Origin of the sequence: Paenibacillus sp. TC-CSREp1 (assembly GCF_050171015.1) — a bacterium.
In the GTDB taxonomy this organism is placed as follows: domain Bacteria; phylum Bacillota; class Bacilli; order Paenibacillales; family Paenibacillaceae; genus Paenibacillus; species Paenibacillus silvae.
Genome location: NZ_JBNOKM010000004.1, coordinates 336,136 through 354,608, shown reverse-complemented (window position 1 = coordinate 354,608; position 18,473 = coordinate 336,136). Strand labels below are relative to the sequence as shown.

Annotated in this window: 19 protein-coding genes; 16 read left to right on the top strand and 3 right to left on the bottom strand. The window is 45.7% G+C overall.

Translation table 11 applies throughout. The annotated features are described in order from the left end of the window. Positions 1–192 precede the first annotated feature (192 nt). The 6 genes from ACQSGY_RS08195 (at position 193) to ACQSGY_RS08170 (ending at position 5,133) form a co-directional block, all read left to right on the top strand. Positions 193–921 carry a thiamine phosphate synthase gene (locus tag ACQSGY_RS08195; RefSeq protein WP_427051474.1) on the top strand — a complete coding sequence of 243 codons (729 nt, stop codon included), beginning with the start codon at positions 193–195 and terminating at the stop codon, positions 919–921. Between the two features lie 27 nt (positions 922–948). Next, positions 949–2,226, top strand: coding sequence for a glycine oxidase ThiO (gene thiO / locus ACQSGY_RS08190; protein ID WP_427051473.1), 1,278 nt, complete (start codon positions 949–951; stop codon positions 2,224–2,226). Beyond that, complete coding sequence (gene thiS / locus ACQSGY_RS08185) at positions 2,223–2,426, top strand: sulfur carrier protein ThiS (protein WP_111271708.1); 204 nt, start codon at positions 2,223–2,225, stop codon at positions 2,424–2,426. Before thiO ends, thiS begins: the two co-directional genes overlap by 4 nt. A gap of 52 nt (positions 2,427–2,478) precedes the next feature. Continuing rightward, positions 2,479–3,246: a thiazole synthase gene (locus ACQSGY_RS08180; protein ID WP_427051472.1), complete on the top strand. Its 768-nt coding sequence runs from the start codon at positions 2,479–2,481 to the stop codon at positions 3,244–3,246. Beyond that, positions 3,243–4,292: a ThiF family adenylyltransferase gene (locus ACQSGY_RS08175; RefSeq protein ID WP_427051471.1), complete on the top strand. Its 1,050-nt coding sequence runs from the start codon at positions 3,243–3,245 to the stop codon at positions 4,290–4,292. The genes ACQSGY_RS08180 and ACQSGY_RS08175 overlap by 4 nt, the downstream gene beginning before the upstream one ends. A gap of 100 nt (positions 4,293–4,392) precedes the next feature. Then, positions 4,393–5,133 carry a winged helix-turn-helix domain-containing protein gene (locus ACQSGY_RS08170; protein WP_427051470.1) on the top strand — a complete coding sequence of 247 codons (741 nt, stop codon included), beginning with the start codon at positions 4,393–4,395 and terminating at the stop codon, positions 5,131–5,133. Between the two features lie 214 nt (positions 5,134–5,347). On the opposite strand, the gene ACQSGY_RS08165 is transcribed toward ACQSGY_RS08170, so the two are convergent. Beyond that, positions 5,348–5,848: a C40 family peptidase gene (locus ACQSGY_RS08165; protein ID WP_427051469.1), complete on the bottom strand. Its 501-nt coding sequence runs from the start codon at positions 5,846–5,848 to the stop codon at positions 5,348–5,350. Between the two features lie 304 nt (positions 5,849–6,152). Then, on the bottom strand, positions 6,153–6,794 hold the full coding sequence (locus ACQSGY_RS08160; RefSeq protein WP_184184584.1) for a thiamine diphosphokinase: 642 nt from the start codon (positions 6,792–6,794) through the stop codon (positions 6,153–6,155). A gap of 189 nt (positions 6,795–6,983) precedes the next feature. Between ACQSGY_RS08160 and ACQSGY_RS08155 the strand changes: the two genes are divergently transcribed. The 3 genes from ACQSGY_RS08155 to ACQSGY_RS08145 are packed head-to-tail and all read left to right on the top strand — an operon-like array spanning position 6,984 to position 8,317. Beyond that, entirely contained in the window at positions 6,984–7,679 is a 696-nt protein-coding gene (locus tag ACQSGY_RS08155) for a trimeric intracellular cation channel family protein (protein WP_427051468.1), read from the top strand. A gap of 1 nt (position 7,680) precedes the next feature. After that, positions 7,681–8,148 carry a low molecular weight protein-tyrosine-phosphatase gene (locus tag ACQSGY_RS08150; protein WP_145401860.1) on the top strand — a complete coding sequence of 156 codons (468 nt, stop codon included), beginning with the start codon at positions 7,681–7,683 and terminating at the stop codon, positions 8,146–8,148. A 46-nt stretch (positions 8,149–8,194) separates the two neighbouring features. Continuing rightward, positions 8,195–8,317: a hypothetical protein gene (locus tag ACQSGY_RS08145; RefSeq protein WP_427051467.1), complete on the top strand. Its 123-nt coding sequence runs from the start codon at positions 8,195–8,197 to the stop codon at positions 8,315–8,317. 18 nt (positions 8,318–8,335) lie between these two features. Here ACQSGY_RS08145 and ACQSGY_RS08140 read toward each other — a convergent pair whose 3' ends face one another. After that, positions 8,336–9,067: an alpha/beta hydrolase gene (locus ACQSGY_RS08140; RefSeq protein ID WP_111271700.1), complete on the bottom strand. Its 732-nt coding sequence runs from the start codon at positions 9,065–9,067 to the stop codon at positions 8,336–8,338. Positions 9,068–9,321: 254 nt separating this feature from the next. Between ACQSGY_RS08140 and pdhA the strand changes: the two genes are divergently transcribed. The 7 genes from pdhA (at position 9,322) to ACQSGY_RS08105 (ending at position 18,190) form a co-directional block, all read left to right on the top strand. Further along, the gene (pdhA, locus tag ACQSGY_RS08135; RefSeq protein WP_145401862.1) at positions 9,322–10,389 is read left to right on the top strand and encodes a pyruvate dehydrogenase (acetyl-transferring) E1 component subunit alpha; all 1,068 of its coding nucleotides are present in this window, start codon (positions 9,322–9,324) and stop codon (positions 10,387–10,389) included. A gap of 105 nt (positions 10,390–10,494) precedes the next feature. Then, on the top strand, positions 10,495–11,472 hold the full coding sequence (locus ACQSGY_RS08130; RefSeq protein WP_111271698.1) for an alpha-ketoacid dehydrogenase subunit beta: 978 nt from the start codon (positions 10,495–10,497) through the stop codon (positions 11,470–11,472). Between the two features lie 176 nt (positions 11,473–11,648). Continuing rightward, positions 11,649–12,971, top strand: coding sequence for a dihydrolipoamide acetyltransferase family protein (locus ACQSGY_RS08125; RefSeq protein WP_145401864.1), 1,323 nt, complete (start codon positions 11,649–11,651; stop codon positions 12,969–12,971). 3 nt (positions 12,972–12,974) lie between these two features. Continuing rightward, positions 12,975–14,390 carry a dihydrolipoyl dehydrogenase gene (gene lpdA / locus ACQSGY_RS08120; protein ID WP_111271696.1) on the top strand — a complete coding sequence of 472 codons (1,416 nt, stop codon included), beginning with the start codon at positions 12,975–12,977 and terminating at the stop codon, positions 14,388–14,390. 268 nt (positions 14,391–14,658) lie between these two features. Then, positions 14,659–15,453 carry a thymidylate synthase gene (gene thyA / locus ACQSGY_RS08115; RefSeq protein ID WP_145401866.1) on the top strand — a complete coding sequence of 265 codons (795 nt, stop codon included), beginning with the start codon at positions 14,659–14,661 and terminating at the stop codon, positions 15,451–15,453. A gap of 148 nt (positions 15,454–15,601) precedes the next feature. After that, a complete protein-coding gene (locus ACQSGY_RS08110; RefSeq protein ID WP_427051466.1) occupies positions 15,602–16,096 on the top strand; it encodes a dihydrofolate reductase in 495 nt (164 codons plus the stop codon). A gap of 606 nt (positions 16,097–16,702) precedes the next feature. After that, positions 16,703–18,190 (top strand): glutamate synthase subunit beta, encoded by a 1,488-nt coding sequence (locus tag ACQSGY_RS08105; protein ID WP_145401870.1) that lies wholly within the window; start codon positions 16,703–16,705, stop codon positions 18,188–18,190. Positions 18,191–18,473 lie beyond the last annotated feature (283 nt).

Genomic DNA, 18,473 nt, shown 5'->3' with positions numbered 1-18,473 from the left:
GAACCTTACTATACAGTGATGCAGGCATGAGTTACCGCCGAACGGTTATGGACTTAACTGTTTAACAGGTATTAGCTGCACGCTCGTTATTTAACTGGACCTTTGTTTATACGCAGCCACTCCTACGGGAGTGGCTTTTTTGTGTTATGCCATTTCCGTACTTTATGCTGAACCGATGAGAGGAAGGACAACGTGAACAAAACAGAACTTGCGGCAGAAAGTAATGAAAAGAATAAACCGCTGATCGCTAACTCTCCAATGCAAATGGACACATGCAGCCCGACATGCTGCCAAGATGACTCTTCCTTTGAACTGCATGTTGTGTCTACCAATAAGGGTGAGCGAACCACGGTACTGAATGTTGTCAAGCAGATATGGCCTTGGGTGGATTACATTCATATCCGGGAAAAACAGCTCTCGCTGCAGCAGCATTTCATCTGGGCCAGCCACATGACAGAGTCAGGGGTTCCATCCTCACGTATAGTCATCAACGGGGCCAATCCGTTTGTGCCCAGCGAATTTTGCCGGGGTGCACACTGGAGTCAGCAGATGCTGACGAAGGCGGATGTGAGCATAAATGCTGTGAATAAGGGGGAACGGATGCGCTTGGGAGTATCGGTGCACTCCTTAAATGAGGCACGTGTGGCAGCGGATTACGGTGCAGATTACCTGTTCTTCGGGCATGTGTATACAAGCCGAAGCAAGCCTGACTTAACGCCCAGGGGGTTGGAGGTGCTGGCTGAAGTATGCTCAGGCGTTGACATTCCTGTGATTGCCATTGGTGGTATCCAGGCATCCAACATCCAGGCGGTGCGGTTAGCGGGAGCTCGTGGCGCTGCTGTGATCTCGAGTGTATTTCAGCATGAGGACCCAGCTCATGCGATCCGTCTTATAAAACAGGCTGCAGAAAGAGTAATATGAATGTTTCAAAATCAAGGAGATGAGCACATGCAAAAGCGAGGAACCGTCACACGGGATCAAGGTTCTGATGATCAATCCAGATGGAATGCATGCTATGCCTCGGATGAAACATATGAATCCGATACTTCATATGAAACTGCCAATATCCCGCGATCTGTATCATCCGGCATGCAGCATGCAGAAACCATTATTGTTGGCGGAGGCGTTATAGGCTGTGCTATTGCCTATGAATTGACACGAAGAGGACATGAAGTGCTTCTGATCGAGCAAAACGAGATTGCCAGCGGAAGCTCCTGTGCAGCTGCGGGAATGCTGGCTGCGGATAGTGAGGATTTTGCTCATCCTGTTATTGCTCAGGCTGCTCTTGAAAGCAGAGCATTGCTGCACAGTCAAAAGGATCAATTGTCTGCTCTATCGGGCATGGAACTCGGGTTGAGGCAGAGCGGATTCATCACACCGTTCAGATCATACAGTGAAATAAGTCGTTATAAGGAAAATCGAAGAGTCTTGCCACTGACGGAACAGCTTTGGTGGGATAGAAATACGGTGCAGCGAGAAGCAGGCTGGCTTAATCGGGATACGTATGGTGCTTATTACCGATCATTGGAGAGTGAAATTCTGCCCGTGTCGTTGACCAGAGCTTATGTGAGGTCAGCACACAGGATGGGCGCCCGGATATGGGAAGGCGTCAAGGATATTCAATTAATAGTGAATCAATTTGGTGTACAAGGGATTGCTACCCCGAAGGGAAATGTTACCTGTAAACACGTAATTATAGCCGCTGGCTTGAATGGTGAAACGCTGCTGCAGCAGGCTGGTATCAACCTGCCTTCAACTCCGGTCAAAGGCGAGGTAGCTGCGATTCAATTTCCGGCGGACCAAACAGCTTACAAACCGGATCGCACGCTTTATGCGGAGGATGTCTACATCGTTCCAAAAGCGAATGGAGAGGTGTGGATCGGGGCTACGAGCTGGCCCGGGAAAAAAGATCACAGCGTATCAGCCTATAGTGTGCAACGATTGCTTAGTAGCGCAAGCAGCTGGGTTCCTGGCATCAAAGAAGCTCATTTCTTGCGGGCGTGGGCAGGTGTAAGACCTTCGACTCCGGATGGTCTTCCGTATATAGGAGAATGCGAAAACATGCCTGGTTTGTTTACTGCCTATGGGCATTACCGCAACGGAATATTGCTCAGTGCGGTAACCGGACGCTGGATTGCAGACATGCTGGAGGGCAAAAGTGCTGAGGATATTGGGATTGAAGCCTTATCGCCTAATCGATTGAACAGAAAGGAAGTTGTGCGTTGAACATTATCGTGAACGGACAGAAGATGGAAATTGATGATGATTTGAATCGGGTGGACAAATTGCTGCAATCCTTTAACCTGCAAGTGAAAACGGTTGTTGTAGAGCTGAATCGTAACATTTTGACAAAGGATCATCATGAAACAACAGCGCTGAGAGAAGGCGATCGAATCGAAATTGTTCATTTTGTCGGTGGGGGCTAAATTAAGATAGGTCGCAGCATAGTTAATCATTTAAATTTGGGAGAGTGATGATATGCTTCATATCGGAAAATATGAATTTAATTCAAGACTGCTGCTGGGAACAGGCAAGTTCACGGATTTGCAAGTTCAGAGCCAGGCTGTGGATGCCTCGGGTACAGAGATATTGACCTTTGCGGTACGCCGTTTGAATCTGGAGGAGGCGGGTAAGCAGCATTTTCTGGACACGCTGGATTTAAGTAAATATACACTCCTGCCAAATACGGCAGGTGCCTCAACTGCAGAAGAGGCGGTGCGGATTGCGGAGCTTGCACGGGCGTCAGGACTTTGTGATATGATAAAAGTTGAAGTCATCGGAGACGGAGTAACGCTGCTTCCCGATCCGCTTGAAACGTACAAGGCTTGCAGCATTTTGCTGGAAAAAGGCTTCACGGTGCTGCCTTACATTTCGGACGACGTTATTTTAGCCAAACGACTGCAGCTGCTGGGAGTTCATGCGGTGATGCCGGGTGCTTCTCCGATTGGTGCGGGCCGAGGCATCATTAATCCATATAATCTGGAGATAATTATTGAGCAGGCCGTTGTGCCCGTCATTGTTGATGCAGGTCTGCGCTCACCCAAGGATGCTGCTTATGCCATGGAACTGGGAGCAGACGGTGTACTCCTGAACACGGCGGTATCCGGATCTGCTGATCCGGTCAGCATGGCGAAAGCGATGCGGCTGGGGGTGGAGGCAGGAAGGCTCGCGTATACGGCAGGCATGATCCCGGTGAAGCGTTATGCGGCAGCAAGCAGTCCGGCGGAAGGAATGGTTCATACATGACAGAACAGTTATACCAAGCGGAGCAGGGCGATCGTTATTCCAGACAGGAGCGATATGCTCCTCTCGGCCCAGAGGGTCAGGCCAAATTAAAGGACAGCAAGGTATTAATTATTGGAGCAGGCGCACTTGGAACAGGTATTGCCGAAACGCTGGTTCGCTCTGGTGTTGGACAGATAACTATTGTCGATCGGGACTATGTGGAATGGAGCAACCTGCAGCGGCAGCAGCTCTATGTTGAGCAGGATGCAATAGAACGCATGCCCAAAGCCATGGCGGCAGTCAAACGTTTAACTGCGATTAACTCGACCGTTCACATTGAAGCCAAGGTGATGGATGTACGCGTAGACGAACTGGAAGAGCTCATCCCGGAGGCCGATCTGATTATGGATGCAACCGATAATTTTGATACAAGGTTACTCATTAATGATATGGCTCAGAAGCATCAGATTCCATGGATTTACGGGGGCTGTGTCGGCAGCTACGGGATTACGTATACGTTTTTGCCCGGGGAGACACCTTGTTTGAACTGCCTGCTGGGCGAAGTGCCTCTTGGCGGAGATACCTGTGATACGTCGGGAATCATTCCTCAAGCGGTACAGATGGTAACGGCGAATCAGACAGCGGAAGCAATGAAGCTGCTTAGTGGCAACACAGCGGCTCTTAGACGAAAGCTGTTGTCTTTTGACGTGTGGCGCAACGAGTACATATCCATTAATGTGGATGGAGCGAAAAAGCAGGACTGTGCTTCATGCGGCCCATCTGCCACGTATCCGTTTCTTTCGGCATCCAATCTGGAGAAAACGGATGTACTTTGCGGCAGAGACACGGTGCAGATTCGTCCTGCGCGGCCCATGCGGCTTGATCTTCAGCAGACAGCTGATCGTCTGACTCGGCTTGATGAAGGAAAAGTGGAGAGCAATCCTTTTCTGGTGTCATTGACAACAGGTAAGCATAGATTGGTCATTTTTCAGGATGGCCGTGTTCTTGTTCACGGTACAAAAGACACTGCTGAGGCGCGTTCTCTGGTACATCGCTATTTTGGCTAAATAAATAAACTCAACGTACACTCCAATGTGATGAAGGTTTAAAGTCTGTTCCCGGTGGGAATGGACTTTTTCTTTTTAAGGCATCCTAACGGTACAATGCATGCCAGAGAGCGGCGGAAAACAGACGGGCCGGGTGAGATGTATGAAAACAGCGATTATGTTAGCAGGTTTGGGTGAGGCAGCTCAACGTATAGAGCATATTTTGCAAGAAGAGGGTTATGAAGTGAGGCAGCTTGACTGGTCTGAAATTGATAAGCCGCGAGAAACAGATGCTGCTCGGGAACAATTAATCATTCTTGTGGATCGGGATACAGAGGATATACAGAGGACCGAACAGGATAGAATGACTTTGAGAAAATGGATGAATCAAGGAAACGTGACCCCCATTCTTGTTATTATTCCCGAAGCTTCTCCGCAGCGAGTAATTGACTGGCTTGATTTTGGAGCAAACGACGTTATGGAGGAACCGCTGCATCCGAAGGTGATGTTAGCCAGAATACGCAGCTTGCTTCGGCTTTTTGCCAGTGCTTCGTATGATGGGGAGGAAATCATCGTTGTGCAGGACCTCAAAATCAATCTTCGTTCACGCAGAGTGAGCCGTGCGGGGCAGTACCTGAATCTGACTCCCAAAGAATATGAATTATTGGAATATTTAGCGACACATCTGAATGAAGCTTGCACGCGTAGTGATATTTTACGTGAGGTGTGGGGGTATGACTTTGCGATGGATACAAATGTCGTAGACGTGTATATTAAACATCTGCGGGGCAAGGTTGATAAAGGGAGAGATGTGAAGCTGATCCAGACGGTGCGGGGGGTTGGATATATGTTATACGGTTAATGAAATAAATGGTAATGGTTCTCTGTATTAAAGGGAGAGCATCCACCATTATCCAGTTTGAACGGAACAGCATATCGGGTAAATATATAAAACAGAAACAATGAACTAAATGGGGACTTTGAGGAAATCTATTCCGTTATTCGGTTAAATATGAAAAGACCGGATCAATATGACCCGGTCACGTATCATTATTTGATTGTAAGGTAAAGGCGTACTAGAGTACACGACGAGCTGTAATGTAAGTTCTTTTCCAATTACCAGAGTTCAGATCCGACAGCGTTACGCCTGGAGAGCCATACGTATGAAGAATCTGTCCGTTGCCAGCGTAAACACCCACATGGGTAATGTTCGAACCGGTTGAGCGGCTGCCGCTAGAGAAAAAGACCAGGTCGCCTACACGAAGATTCGCTTTTGAGACAAATTTACCTTCCTTGGATTGTTTTACGGACGTGCGCGGAAGGTCTACACCATACTTTTTGAAAATATATTTCATGAATGAAGAGCAGTCAAAGTACTTGGTTGTTGTAGTCGAAGCGCCAAATTTATATGGAGTTCCCATAAAGTTTTTTCCATAGTTCACAATTTGTTGTCCTGTCGATACAGATGCTGTTGCGGCTTGCGCCACAGGTGCATTTGTCATTAGTACAGCTCCAAAACCTAGTGTAGCGCACAACCCGACGGTTACGGCCTTTTGGATCAAGAAGTTTGTTTTCATGTTGTTATTACCTCCAAAATTCGTTTTCGTTAAGTTGCTAGAGCGAGTATAACAGGTTTGTAACAACCTAGAAATTGGATACATAAGCAAAAAGGCTGATAGATCAGTAGTTTTACTACGTTTATTAAAATACGATTAAAAATGTCAAAAAATTAATCATTGACGAATGATATAATAGATTGAAATTAAAAATCCCCTTGATTATCAAGGGGATTCTGTTGTTTGTTTATGTTTTTATCTCTGAAATATAGGTTACAAAAACGTAATAATTAAAGATGGCTCAGGGGGGAATCGAGCGAAAGAATCAGTCTTTGCTTTGGATAATCAACAGAAGACCACTGTCTATTGTCACTGTGCCAGAATCACTTAACAGCTTGTTGCTGATCCCCAGGGACTGTCCCATTCGGATGGTTGCCTGATCCAAAGGGTACATAAATCCTTCAAGACATATGCCGGTAACCTCGTGCGTTAAAGGAAGAAGTGACACATATGTATATCCACGTTTTTCTACAACAGCACTTGAGGTGGTCAGCGTCATATAATTATGCTCGTCCTGCAGTGCACATGTAATATGATGCTGCATAGCCCGAACCATAATATGAACATTCGCAAGTGTGTGGTCCATTCGTGTACCTGTTGCTCCAAAGATGAGAATATGGGTAGGCTCCTGATCCAGAGCTGTCTCAAAAGCCATTTCTGTATCAGTAAGGTCCTTATGCACAGGATCACATGCAATAAACTCTACACTATTACGGCTGACGATCTCCCGTTCCGCTTCGGAGATAGAATCAAAGTCACCTACAGCGATATGTGGTTTAATTCCATGTTCGATTAAATACAGGGCTCCGCGGTCAGCCGCGATGACGATGTCATCGGCCTTGATTTCCTGAAGGAACTCTTTAGCGAGCAAACCGCCTGTAAAAATCACGATACGTTTATAATCCATTCTATTTTCATCCTTCCTTATTATATAGAGGAAAACCATTTACATTTATAGTAGGTTGCAATACAACAAATGATACAACTGTACACAAAACCAGTATAATCGACAAAATGTGGTTGCACAATTTCTACACTCGCGGATACAATGGGGAGAGCGACATGGAGATGACTTGAAAAGTGAGGTTTGAACAGGTTGGACTTACACATTTTTGAAGTATTCAGCATTATCGGTACAATCGCGTTTGCAATGTCTGGTGCATTTGTGGCAATGGAAGAGGAGTATGATATTTTGGGTGTGCTGGTGCTCGGGCTGGTGACAGCATTCGGAGGAGGTATTATCCGCAATGTGCTTATTGGTGTGCCAGTAACGACGCTATGGAGTCAGGGTACGCTTATTATGCTTGCGTTGGTATCGGTAGCTGTTGCTTTTGTATTGCCTCTCAAATGGATAGGTCATTGGAAACGCACAGAAGCATTATTTGATGCGATTGGACTGGCTGCCTTTGCGATCCAGGGAGGATTATACGCAGCTAACATGGGCCATCCGATCAGTGCAGTCATTGTAGCTGCTGTGATGACGGGCATCGGGGGAGGAATCATTCGTGATCTGCTTGCCGGACGAAAACCACTTGTGCTGCGTGATGAAATCTATGCCGTTTGGGCAATGACAGCCGGGTTTGCAATCGGTATGGGCTGGTTTACTACGAACGTTGGTCTTCTGATTTGTTTCGTGACGGTAGTCTTTTTCCGGATGTGCTCGGTGCATTATAAATGGAAGCTGCCGCGCCGCTCATTGGCTGCAGGCGAGAGTACTATCGTAAAGTCGGAGAACCTGATCAAGCAGCATACACCGTCCGCAATTCAAGGGACTCTAAGCAAGGGGGATTAACATGATTAACGTTGTATTTGTATGTCTTGGTAACATTTGCAGATCACCTATGGCGGAAGCGGTTATGCGCCACAAGGTCATTCAGAAGGGATTTGCGGATCAGATTCAAGTGGATTCGGCGGGAACAGGCAACTGGCATATAGGAAAACCTCCGCATGAAGGTACGCGAAAATTGCTTGATTCGGTTCAAATTTCATATGCGAATATGACAGCGAGACAATTTGCGAGTGAAGATTTTACTCAATTTGACTACATTATATGTATGGATAACTCGAATGCGGATAATGTACGAAGCTTGCCGGGAGGAGAAGAGGCAGAGATCCTTAAATTTATGGACTTGCTTCCGAATGAAACGCTGAGAGAAGTACCGGACCCTTATTACACAGGCAACTTTGAAGAAGTGTACGAGCTGGTGAATGCTGGCTGTGATGTGTTGTTAAACAGAATTGAGCAAGAGCATTCGTTATAGATATCAAACATTGGTGAAATGGCAAAGAAGCAGGAAGGAAACGAGAATGATTCAGAAGCTCCTGCTTCTTTTTCAGGGCATTAATGTAAGCGGTAACAATATGGTGTGGGATCAAATCAAGTTTTCAAAAAAAGAAAAGCGGCTGGGCAGCCGCCTGACAAATGAATGAGTTAGAATCGTGCTTGTATTATTCTTGCAAAAAGTAGAGCAAAGCATCCGGCAGTTCCTTTTGCCAGAAGCCCCATTGGTGATTCCCGTCCTTCTCCTGATAGGAGACGTGAGCCCCGCGTTTTTCCAGCAAATCACGAGTATTCCGGTTCAGCTGTACAAAATCATACGTTCCAGTGTCGGCTTCGAAGGCCGTTTCCTGTAAACCGACAATCATCCAGATCGACAGCCATGACAGATCCTCAGCCGCAGCATAGATTTCCTGAGAAGCGGAGTAGAATGCGCCAGACATGCTGATTACGCGGGTAAAGAGTTCTGGATACAACAGTGCCAAATGGAGTGAAACACTGCCGCCAAGCGAATCGCCAGCAAGAACACGCTCCTGCGGAGAACGTCTTACAGGATATTTCTCTTCCACATAGGGAATAATCTCTTCTGCAAAGCACTTGGTGTAGGCTGTGAATCGACTGCCGAAAGGAGCGTACTCCTGAGTTCTTACGGGTACGTGCACTTGAACCCCTACTATTATGAAAGGTTCGGCACCTTCATCGAGAATGATGCGGTTGGCTGTTGTGGCGATTCGTCCAAAGTTAAAAAATTCCTCGCCATCCTGGCAGTACACCACAGGGTAGCTAAGCAGTTCGTTGTAGCCTGGAGGAAGATAGATGCGAAGGGTCCGTTTCTCACCGAGGTAACGGCTTTCAATCTCTTCCTTAACAATTGTCCGTTTCAAATAGCGGGAATCCGTCATAAAACGTCACCTTTCCGGGTTATTTTTGCATTCGACCGCGCAATACGGTAAGATTAACCTGGTGCGGGGATGGGTCAAACACGCAATCATGTATTATGCTGTTATACCAATATTAGACCCCTGTTATACATACAATCCAAAAGGAAACATAAAAATATTACGGATTTCTTTGACGTATGCAGTGAAACAGGTGTATAATAATAATATAACAGCGGAACTTGATATTCAAATTTTTTGTTGAGGTGAAGAAAAAAATGAGCAAGGTTCCTTATGAAGTATACACGGAGGATGTAGAAGCTCTGTCCGTGCTGTCTCCTGACGGCGAAATTGTTAACAAAGACATGATGCCTAAGCTTTCCGACGATCAATTAAAAGAAATTATGTATCGCATGGTATTTACCCGTACTTGGGATGACCGTGCAGTAAACCTTGGCCGTCAAGGACGTCTTGGTTTCTATGCTCCAGTATCTGGTCAAGAAGCTACAATGGTAGGTAGTGAGTTTGCCCTTGAAAAAGAAGATTTTATCGCTCCAGGCTATCGCGACATTCCGCAACTCGTGTGGCACGGACTTCCTCTTTATCAAGCGTTCCTGTACTCCCGTGGACACCAGCATGGTGGACAAATTCCAGACGGCGTTAACGTATTGATGCCGCAAATCATCATTGGTGCACAAATTCTGCACGCAATGGGTATTGCTATGGGTTACAAATTGAAAAAACAAAAACAAGTAGTTATCACATACACAGGTGATGGCGGTTCTTCCGAAGGTGACTTCTATGAAGGCCTGAACTACGCTGGTGTATATAAACTGCCTGTAATCTTCTTTGTACAAAACAACGGTTATGCCATCACAACTCCTTTTGCTAAACAAACAGCAGCTCTGTCCATCGCTCACAAAGCGGTAGCAGCAGGTATCAAAGGTGTTAAAGTTGACGGTATGGACATCTTTGCTGTTATCAAAGCGGTTCAGGAAGCTGCTGAACGCGGACGTAATGGCGAAGGCGCAACGTTGATCGAAGCTGTTACTTATCGTTTCCGTCCACACTCCCTCTCTGATGATGCTTCCAAGTATCGTACAAAAGAAGAAGAGGCTGAGTGGAGCGTAAAAGATCCAATTGCACGTTTTGCTAAATATCTGGAGAAAAAAGGTCTGTGGACTGAAGAAGATACAGCACGTGTAAAAGAAGAAGCAAAAGCAAAAGTGAACGAAGAGATCAAAAAAGCGGAAAAAACCGAGAAAATGACTATTTCAGGCCTGATCGACAGCATGTTCGAACAAACGCCTAAGCACTTGGAAGAGCAAAAAGCTGATTTCCAATAAGTTTTTTCCGATAAAGCATAAACATCCGGCACCTGCACTGGTGTCTCGGTATACATGTATGAATTCAAATGTGAACTGTCAATGTTTAAGGAGGAAATGAAGCAAATGGCACAATTGAACATGAAAGAAGCAATTCGTGATGCGCTTCGCGTAGAGCTGAAACGTGATCCTAACGTTCTGCTCTTCGGTGAAGACGTAGGTAATGTAGGCGGCGTTTTCCGTGTAACGGAAGGTTTGCAAAAAGAGTTTGGTGAAGAGCGTGTATTTGATACACCGCTGGCTGAATCCGCAATCGGCGGTCTGGCTGTAGGTTTGGGTATTCAAGGCTTCCGTCCGGTAGCTGAGATTCAATTCGTAGGTTTTATCTTCGAAGCCCTTGACCAAATGGTGGTTCAAGCAGCTCGTATGCGTTTCCGCTCTGGCGGCAAATACAATTCTCCAATCGTATTCCGTACACCATTCGGTGGCGGCGTTAAAGCGGCAGAATTGCACACAGACTCTCTGGAAGGTTTGCTCACGCAAACTCCGGGTATTAAAGTGGTAGTTCCTTCGAATCCTTATGATGCAAAAGGTCTGATGATCGCTTCTATCCGTGATAACGATCCGGTATTCTTCATGGAGCACTTGAACCTGTACCATGCATTCCGTGCAGAAGTGCCTGAAGAAGACTACGTTGTTGAGCTTGGTAAAGCAAACGTTGTTCGTGAAGGTTCTGACGTTACGATTATTACTTACGGTATGATGGTTCATACTTCTGTAAAAGCTGCTGAAGAGCTTGAAAAACAAGGCATCAAAGTTGAGGTTATCGACCTTCGTACGATCAGCCCGATCGATATCGATACGGTAGTTGCTTCTGTTAAGAAAACAAACCGTGCAATTGTTGTACAAGAAGCTCAGAAGAGCGCAGGTGTTGCTGCTGAAGTCATTGCACAAATCAATGAAAAAGCAATCCTGCATCTGGAAGCACCGGTTCTGCGTGTAGCTGGTCCGGATACGGTATATCCATTTGCACAAATCGAAGATACATGGCTGCCTAACCCTGCGCGTATCGTTGCAGCGGTTAACAAAGTCATGAACTTCTAATTCAATCATCTGACATGCCGCAAGGCGCAGTATGGTGATTCACATCGCAGCTCAGGCTGCACTGTAAACAGCCATTAGCCCCTTGATTGACAGTTATTTGCACTCGCAGTAACAGTTGGTTTTTGGAGCTAAGGGTTGTTTTCAGGATTGAGCAAATAATCAAGGAGGTTTTTCAGTTGGCTAAATTTGAATATAAATTCCCTGAACTGGGCGAAGGCCTTCACGAAGGCGAAATCATCAAGATGCACATCAAAGTCGGGGACAAAGTAACTGACGACGATATCATCATGGAAGTACAGAACGACAAAGCGGTTGTTGAAGTTCCTTGTCCGGTTAACGGCACAGTAACTGAAGTTTTCGCTAAAGACGGTCAAATTTGCCACGTTGGTGAAGTTGTAGCGGTAATCGATGCAGAAGGCGAACTGCCTGAGCAAGACGATGCTCCTGCTGGCGACCAAGGTGCACAAGAGAAAGACGCAGCACAAGGCGGAGCTGATACTAGCGGTTCTTCTGCAGCAGCTTCCAGCTCCAATGCAGCGCAAGAAGGTGGCAGCAACAGTGTTCCTGCAGTACCTGCAAAAGACGTTCTGGCTACGCCAAGCGTTCGCAAATTTGCTCGTGAGCAAGGTGTAGACATCGCTCAGGTTAACGGAACTGGCAACAACGGTAAAGTAACCAAAGAAGATGTGGAATCCTTCAAAAACGGTGGCGGTTCTTCCGCAGCGGCATCTTCCGAAGCTCCGGCTCAAGAAGAGAAAAAATCCGCAGCACCTGCAGCTGCAGCAGCTGATCAACGTCTTGAAGAAGAGCGCGTACCATTCAAAGGTATCCGTAAAGCAATCTCCAATGCGATGGTTAAATCGGCTTACACTGCACCGCACGTTACAATCATGGACGAAGTGGATGTAACTGAGCTGGTTGCTTTCCGTACGCGCATGAAACCAATTGCAGAGAAAAAAGGTACAAAAGTTACTTACTTGCCATTCATCGTTAAAGCATTGGTTGCGGCTTCCCGTCAATTCCCTGCTTTGAACGCAATGATCGATGAAGAAGCAAATGAAATTGTATACAAAAAATACTACAACATCGGTATCGCTACAGATACAGACAACGGCTTGATCGTTCCTGTAATCAAAGATGCTGATCGCAAATCCATCTGGATGATCGCTGATTCCATCCGTGATCTGGCAGCTCGTGGACGCGAAGGCAAGTTGGGTCCTAATGAAATGAAAGGCAGCACAATCTCCATCACTAACATAGGTTCTGCTGGCGGTATGTTCTTCACTCCAATCATCAACTTCCCAGAAGTTGCAATCTTGGGCACAGGACGTATTAGCGAAAAAGCCGTTGTGAAAAACGGAGAAATCGTTGCAGCACCTGTAATGGCTCTGTCCTTGAGCTTCGACCACCGTATTATCGATGGCGCAACAGCACAAAACTTTATGAATTACATTAAACAGCTGCTCGCTAACCCTGAGCTGCTTGTTATGGAGGTGTAAGATATGGTAGTAGGCGACGCTTCTCTCAATATCGACACATTAGTAATTGGTGCGGGACCTGGCGGCTATGTAGCTGCCATCCGCGCTGCACAACTGGGCCAAAGCGTATTGATCGTAGACAAATCCGAGCTGGGCGGCGTATGTTTGAACCGCGGATGTATCCCATCTAAAGCTCTGATCTCTGCTGCACACCAATACGAGTCTGCACTTCACGGCGATGCTTTCGGTATCTCCGCTGAGAACGTAAAAGTAGACTTCGCGAAAACGCAAGAATTCAAAAACGGCGTTGTTAAGAAAATGACTGGCGGCGTAGCTGGTTTGCTTAAAGGCAACAAAGTTGAAGTTTTTAACGGTGAATGCATGTTCATCAACGAAAATGAAGCGCGTGTATTCAACGATCACGAATCCCCGCGTTACAAATTCAAAAATGCAATTATCGCAACAGGTTCCCGTCCAATCGAACTGAAACCTTTCCCGTTTGGCGGACGCATCTTGTCTTCGACAGAAGCATTGAACCTGCCTGAAGTGCCAAAAAGCCTGATCGTTATCGGCGGTGGCTACATCGGTGCTGAGCTTGGTCAAATGTACTCCAAATTCGGTGCGAAAGTAACCATCATCGAAGGTTTGGATACTGTACTGCCAGGTTTCGATAAAGACATGACTAGCCTTGTTGCTAAAAACATGAAGAAAACAGGCATCGAAATCGTAACGGGTGCAAAAGCGGAAAGCGCTGAGCAAACAGATAAAGATGTTACTGTTAAATATTCTGTAAATGGTGAGTCCAAAGAAGTAACTGCAGATTACCTGCTCGTTACTGTAGGACGTCGTCCTAACACAGACGGAGAACTGGGTCTTGATATGATCGGTGTTGACGTTGACGAGCGTGGTTTCGTTAAAGTTGACCACCAAGGTCGCACAAGCATTCCTCATATCTTCGCAATTGGTGATATCGTATCTGGTCTGGCTCTGGCACACAAAGCTTCTTACGAAGGTAAAGTGGCTGCTGAAGCAATCGCTGGACAACCATCTGTAGTTGACTACAAATGTATGCCAGCTGTTGTGTTCACAGATCCTGAGTGCTCCAGCGTAGGTTACACGGAAAAAGAAGCAAAAGAAAAAGGCTACAAAGTAAAAGCAGGCAAATTCCCTTATGCGGGTAACGGCCGTGCGGTATCTTTGAACCATGCTGAAGGCTTCGTGAAAATCGTTGCTGACGAAGAAAGCGGCCTTGTACTGGGTTGCCAAATCGTTGGTCTGGAAGCTTCCAACCTGATTGCTGAGCTTGGTCTTGCAATCGAGATGGGTGCAACTTTGGAAGATCTGGCGCTTACTATTCACGCTCACCCAACTTTGGGCGAAATCGTAATGGAAGCAGCGGAACTGGTAATGGGTCACCCGATCCACATCATCTCCCGTTAAGATCATCTAAAGCTCGGATTCGTCCGGCATCATATGTACATCCGAAAGAGACGAATAGCGCTGATGCGCTGTTCGTCTTTTTTTTGTTAAGTGTGTATCGTGGTATTACGGTTTTACAGTGTTCTGGTACAAGTTTGATGAGGTTATAAGTCTCTTGCCATAGTGTGAAGGATTTATGGTACACTATTAAAATGATCAGACCTGAAATGTCTGTAGCCCATTTGGTTATTAGTGAGCAACATATATAGAGATGCGAGGAGATACCAACATGAAAAACTATCTCGATTTATTACAAGATATACTGGATAACGGCGTGCATAAAGGGGATCGTACTGGAACAGGCACGCAATCCGTGTTTGGCAGACAGCTCCGTTATGACTTGTCCGAAGGATTCCCGCTGGTGACGACCAAGCGAATTCACCTGAAATCGGTCATCCATGAGCTGCTGTGGTTCTTGAGCGGTGATACAAATATCGCTTATCTGAAGGAAAACGGTGTGAAGATCTGGGATGATTGGGCCGATGAGAACGGTGATCTTGGCCCGGTGTATGGCTCACAGTGGCGTACATGGGAAGCGCCCAATGGGGAAAAAATAGATCAGATAGCAGCTGTGGTGGATTCCATTAAAAATAATCCGGATTCCCGCCGTCATCTGGTAAGCGCATGGAATGTGGCCGAGATCAACAATATGAAATTGCCGCCTTGTCATTTTGCGTTTCAATTTTACGTAGCTGAGGGTAAGTTATCCTGTATGCTGACGATGCGATCTGTCGATACATTCCTTGGACTTCCCTTTAACATTGCCAGTTATGCGCTTCTGACACATATGATTGCTCAGCAGTGTGACCTTGAGGTTGGTGAGTTTATCTGGTCCGGTGGAGATGTGCATATCTATTCCAATCATGTGGAGCAGGTGAAAACCCAGCTGGAGCGAGAGCCCTTTGCCCTGCCCAAGCTGATTATCAAGCGGAAGCCAGATTCCATTTTTGACTACAAGTTTGAAGATTTCGAGTTCGAAAACTATCAGCACCACCCGGGCATCAAAGCACCAATAGCGGTATAACAGGCGGCATTTTCCCCTAAAGAAAAGGGAATCGAAAAAATCTGGGGATAACCGCTGCTCTCCAGATTGTTCTGTCATCGGAGTGGATGGTGTAAAATCTTTTGTTCAACCTTTACTTATTTTCATTCAACGGAAGGAGGCACGTTTGTTGAGTATTGAACTTGTATGGGCTATGGGAGAGAACGGTGTTATCGGGCTTAACAATTCGCTTCCCTGGCGATTGCCGAAAGATATGGCGTTCTTCAAACAGCAGACGATTAACAAAACAATTATTATGGGGCGGAATACATGGGAGTCCTTTGGCGGCAAGCCGCTTCCCCAGCGTCGTAATATTGTTGTGACCCGGGACTTGAATTACAAAGCAGATCAAGCGGAGATCGTACATACGATTGAAGAGGGGCTTGCTGCTGCACGGGGCGAGCAGCTCTGTGTTATCGGTGGTTCTCAGGTGTATCGGGAGTTCTTACCGTTTGCCGACCGTCTGGTCGTGACCAAAATTCACGCACAATTTGAGGGCGATACCTTCTTTCCTGAAGTAAATTGGTCGGAATGGGAATTGAAGGAGCAGATTGAAGGCGAGCAGGATGAGAAAAACGTCTATCCCTTCACGTTTGAATTTTACGAGCGTAAACAACAGGTGTGAAGCGTATCGTGTGATTCGAGTGAGAATACAATAGAACAAGAGGCATCGACTTGCGAATTTTTCGTGAACGGTGCCTTTTTATTTTTCATGGATAGTTAAAATTGAAGCAGCATTATGATATGACATTAATATGACACCTGAACTGGATGGTTTTGCATAATATACATTTGGCCGGATTGAGTTTTGGTTAAAAAGTGTAAAAACAGTGTGAGTCAACATTGTAAAGCTTTAAATCATGACTCTAATTCGGTATCAGAGTTATTTTTTCCAAAACTATTGATTTTAATGGTAATTTATCTTACATTTATATAACATTATTAAGAATTATCTCTGAAACTATCGGTTATTACGAAGGGCATCTTGCGTTTTAAAACCAAATTTCTGCTATTGACCATATGTTGATTTGAACGCTATCATGAATAAAATACAAATAATTATGCGGATAATCCATTTAATATTCATTGCCATAAATGCTACTATAATTGAAATATCTTTGAGTAGATTTTGTGATACAATAGACAAAAACTCAGGTAAACGAGTAATCCATTTCATATAGAGCCATGCGCATGAAGGGATTAAGACAAGAACGGATGGGGGAAACGTAAGATGTCTACACCTACTGGATTTATGGAATACAAACGGCAGCTCCCTGCCGATCGAGAGCCAGCGGAGCGCATCAAGGATTGGGAAGAGTTTCATAAACATATGGCTGAGGAAGAGCTCAGAACACAAGGTGCACGATGTATGGATTGTGGTACCCCGTATTGTCATACAGGTATAGATATGATTGGCGGGACGTCGGGATGCCCAGTTCATAACCTGATTCCAGAGTGGAACAATCTCGTCTATCGTGGTTTGTGGAAAGAAGCGCTTGAACGCCTTCACAAAACGAACAATTTCCCGGAATTTACAGGACGCATCTGTCCAGCTCCTTGTGAAGGATCTTGTACAGTCGGACTCATTGGTCAACCTGTAACCATTAAAACGATTGAAGAAGCGATTATCGAAAAAGGATTCGAAGAGGGCTGGGTAGTTCCACAGCCGCCGGAGAAACGCACAGGCAAGCGAGTAGCTGTGGTTGGTTCAGGTCCAGCGGGACTTGCAACAGCAGCTCAATTGAACAAAGCCGGACATTCGGTAACCGTATATGAACGTTCGGACCGTGTCGGCGGATTGCTGATGTACGGAATTCCAACGATGAAGCTGGATAAAAAAGTGGTACAGCGTCGCGTAGATTTGCTGGAAGCGGAAGGCATTCAGTTTATTACGAATACCGAGATCGGAAAAGATATTCCCGCTCAACAGCTTGTTGATGAATATGATGCAGTGGTTCTGTGTGGCGGAGCAACCAAACCACGTGAATTTAACATCGAAGGCTCTACTCTGAAGGGCGTACATTACGCCATGGACTTCTTGAATGGCAGCATCAAGAGTTATCTGGACTCCAACCTGGAAGATGGCAATTATATTTCAGCGAAGGATAAAGATGTGATTGTAATCGGTGGCGGGGACACAGGTTCTGACTGTGTTGCAACCTCGCTTCGTCATGGCTGCCGTACCATTACGCAATTTGGTACACACACGCAAGCACCAATGGAGCGTGATCGTATCAACAACCCTTGGCCGCAATTCCCTAACGTGTATACGCTTGACTATGCACAAGAAGAAGCAAAAGCTTTGTTTGGTCAAGACCCGCGTGAGTTCTCGATCATGACTACAAAATTTGTGGGTGATGATGAGGGCAATCTCAAAGAGCTGCACACGATTCAAATCGAGCGTATTGTTGATGAGACTGGCCGCAAAATCTACCAGCCAATCCCGGGTACAGAGCGTGTATTTCCTGCTCAAATGGCCATGATTGCAATTGGTTTCGATGGACCGGAACAAACGCTGGTTGAGCAGCTTGGACTGGAAACAGATCGTCGTACAAACGTTAAAGCACGTTATGGCAAATACAACACCAATGTGGACAAAGTATTTGCAGCGGGTGATATGCGCCGTGGTCAAAGTCTGGTCGTATGGGCAATCAATGAAGGCCGTGAAGCAGCTCGTGAAGTTGATAAATATTTGATGGGTGCAACGGTGCTTGCTTAATACTGCTGCATAAATGAGCTGTTATTATTACTGTTTATTAAGAAGTCAAAGCAAATAGCATATTGCATAAAAGATCAGCCCTCGCAGATGCGGGGGCTGTTTGTTGTTCATTGTATTACACCGCAATCGTTGCCGTATTTGTTGTGAAAGTGTGATTGAAAGCATTGCTTTTTACAAAATAAAGACTTATTATTAGATTATAATTATTATAAATAAGATAATGTGTAGTGTGAAACATGACCATGATAAAAATGTGAGTATATCTAAGAACATACGTTTAAGT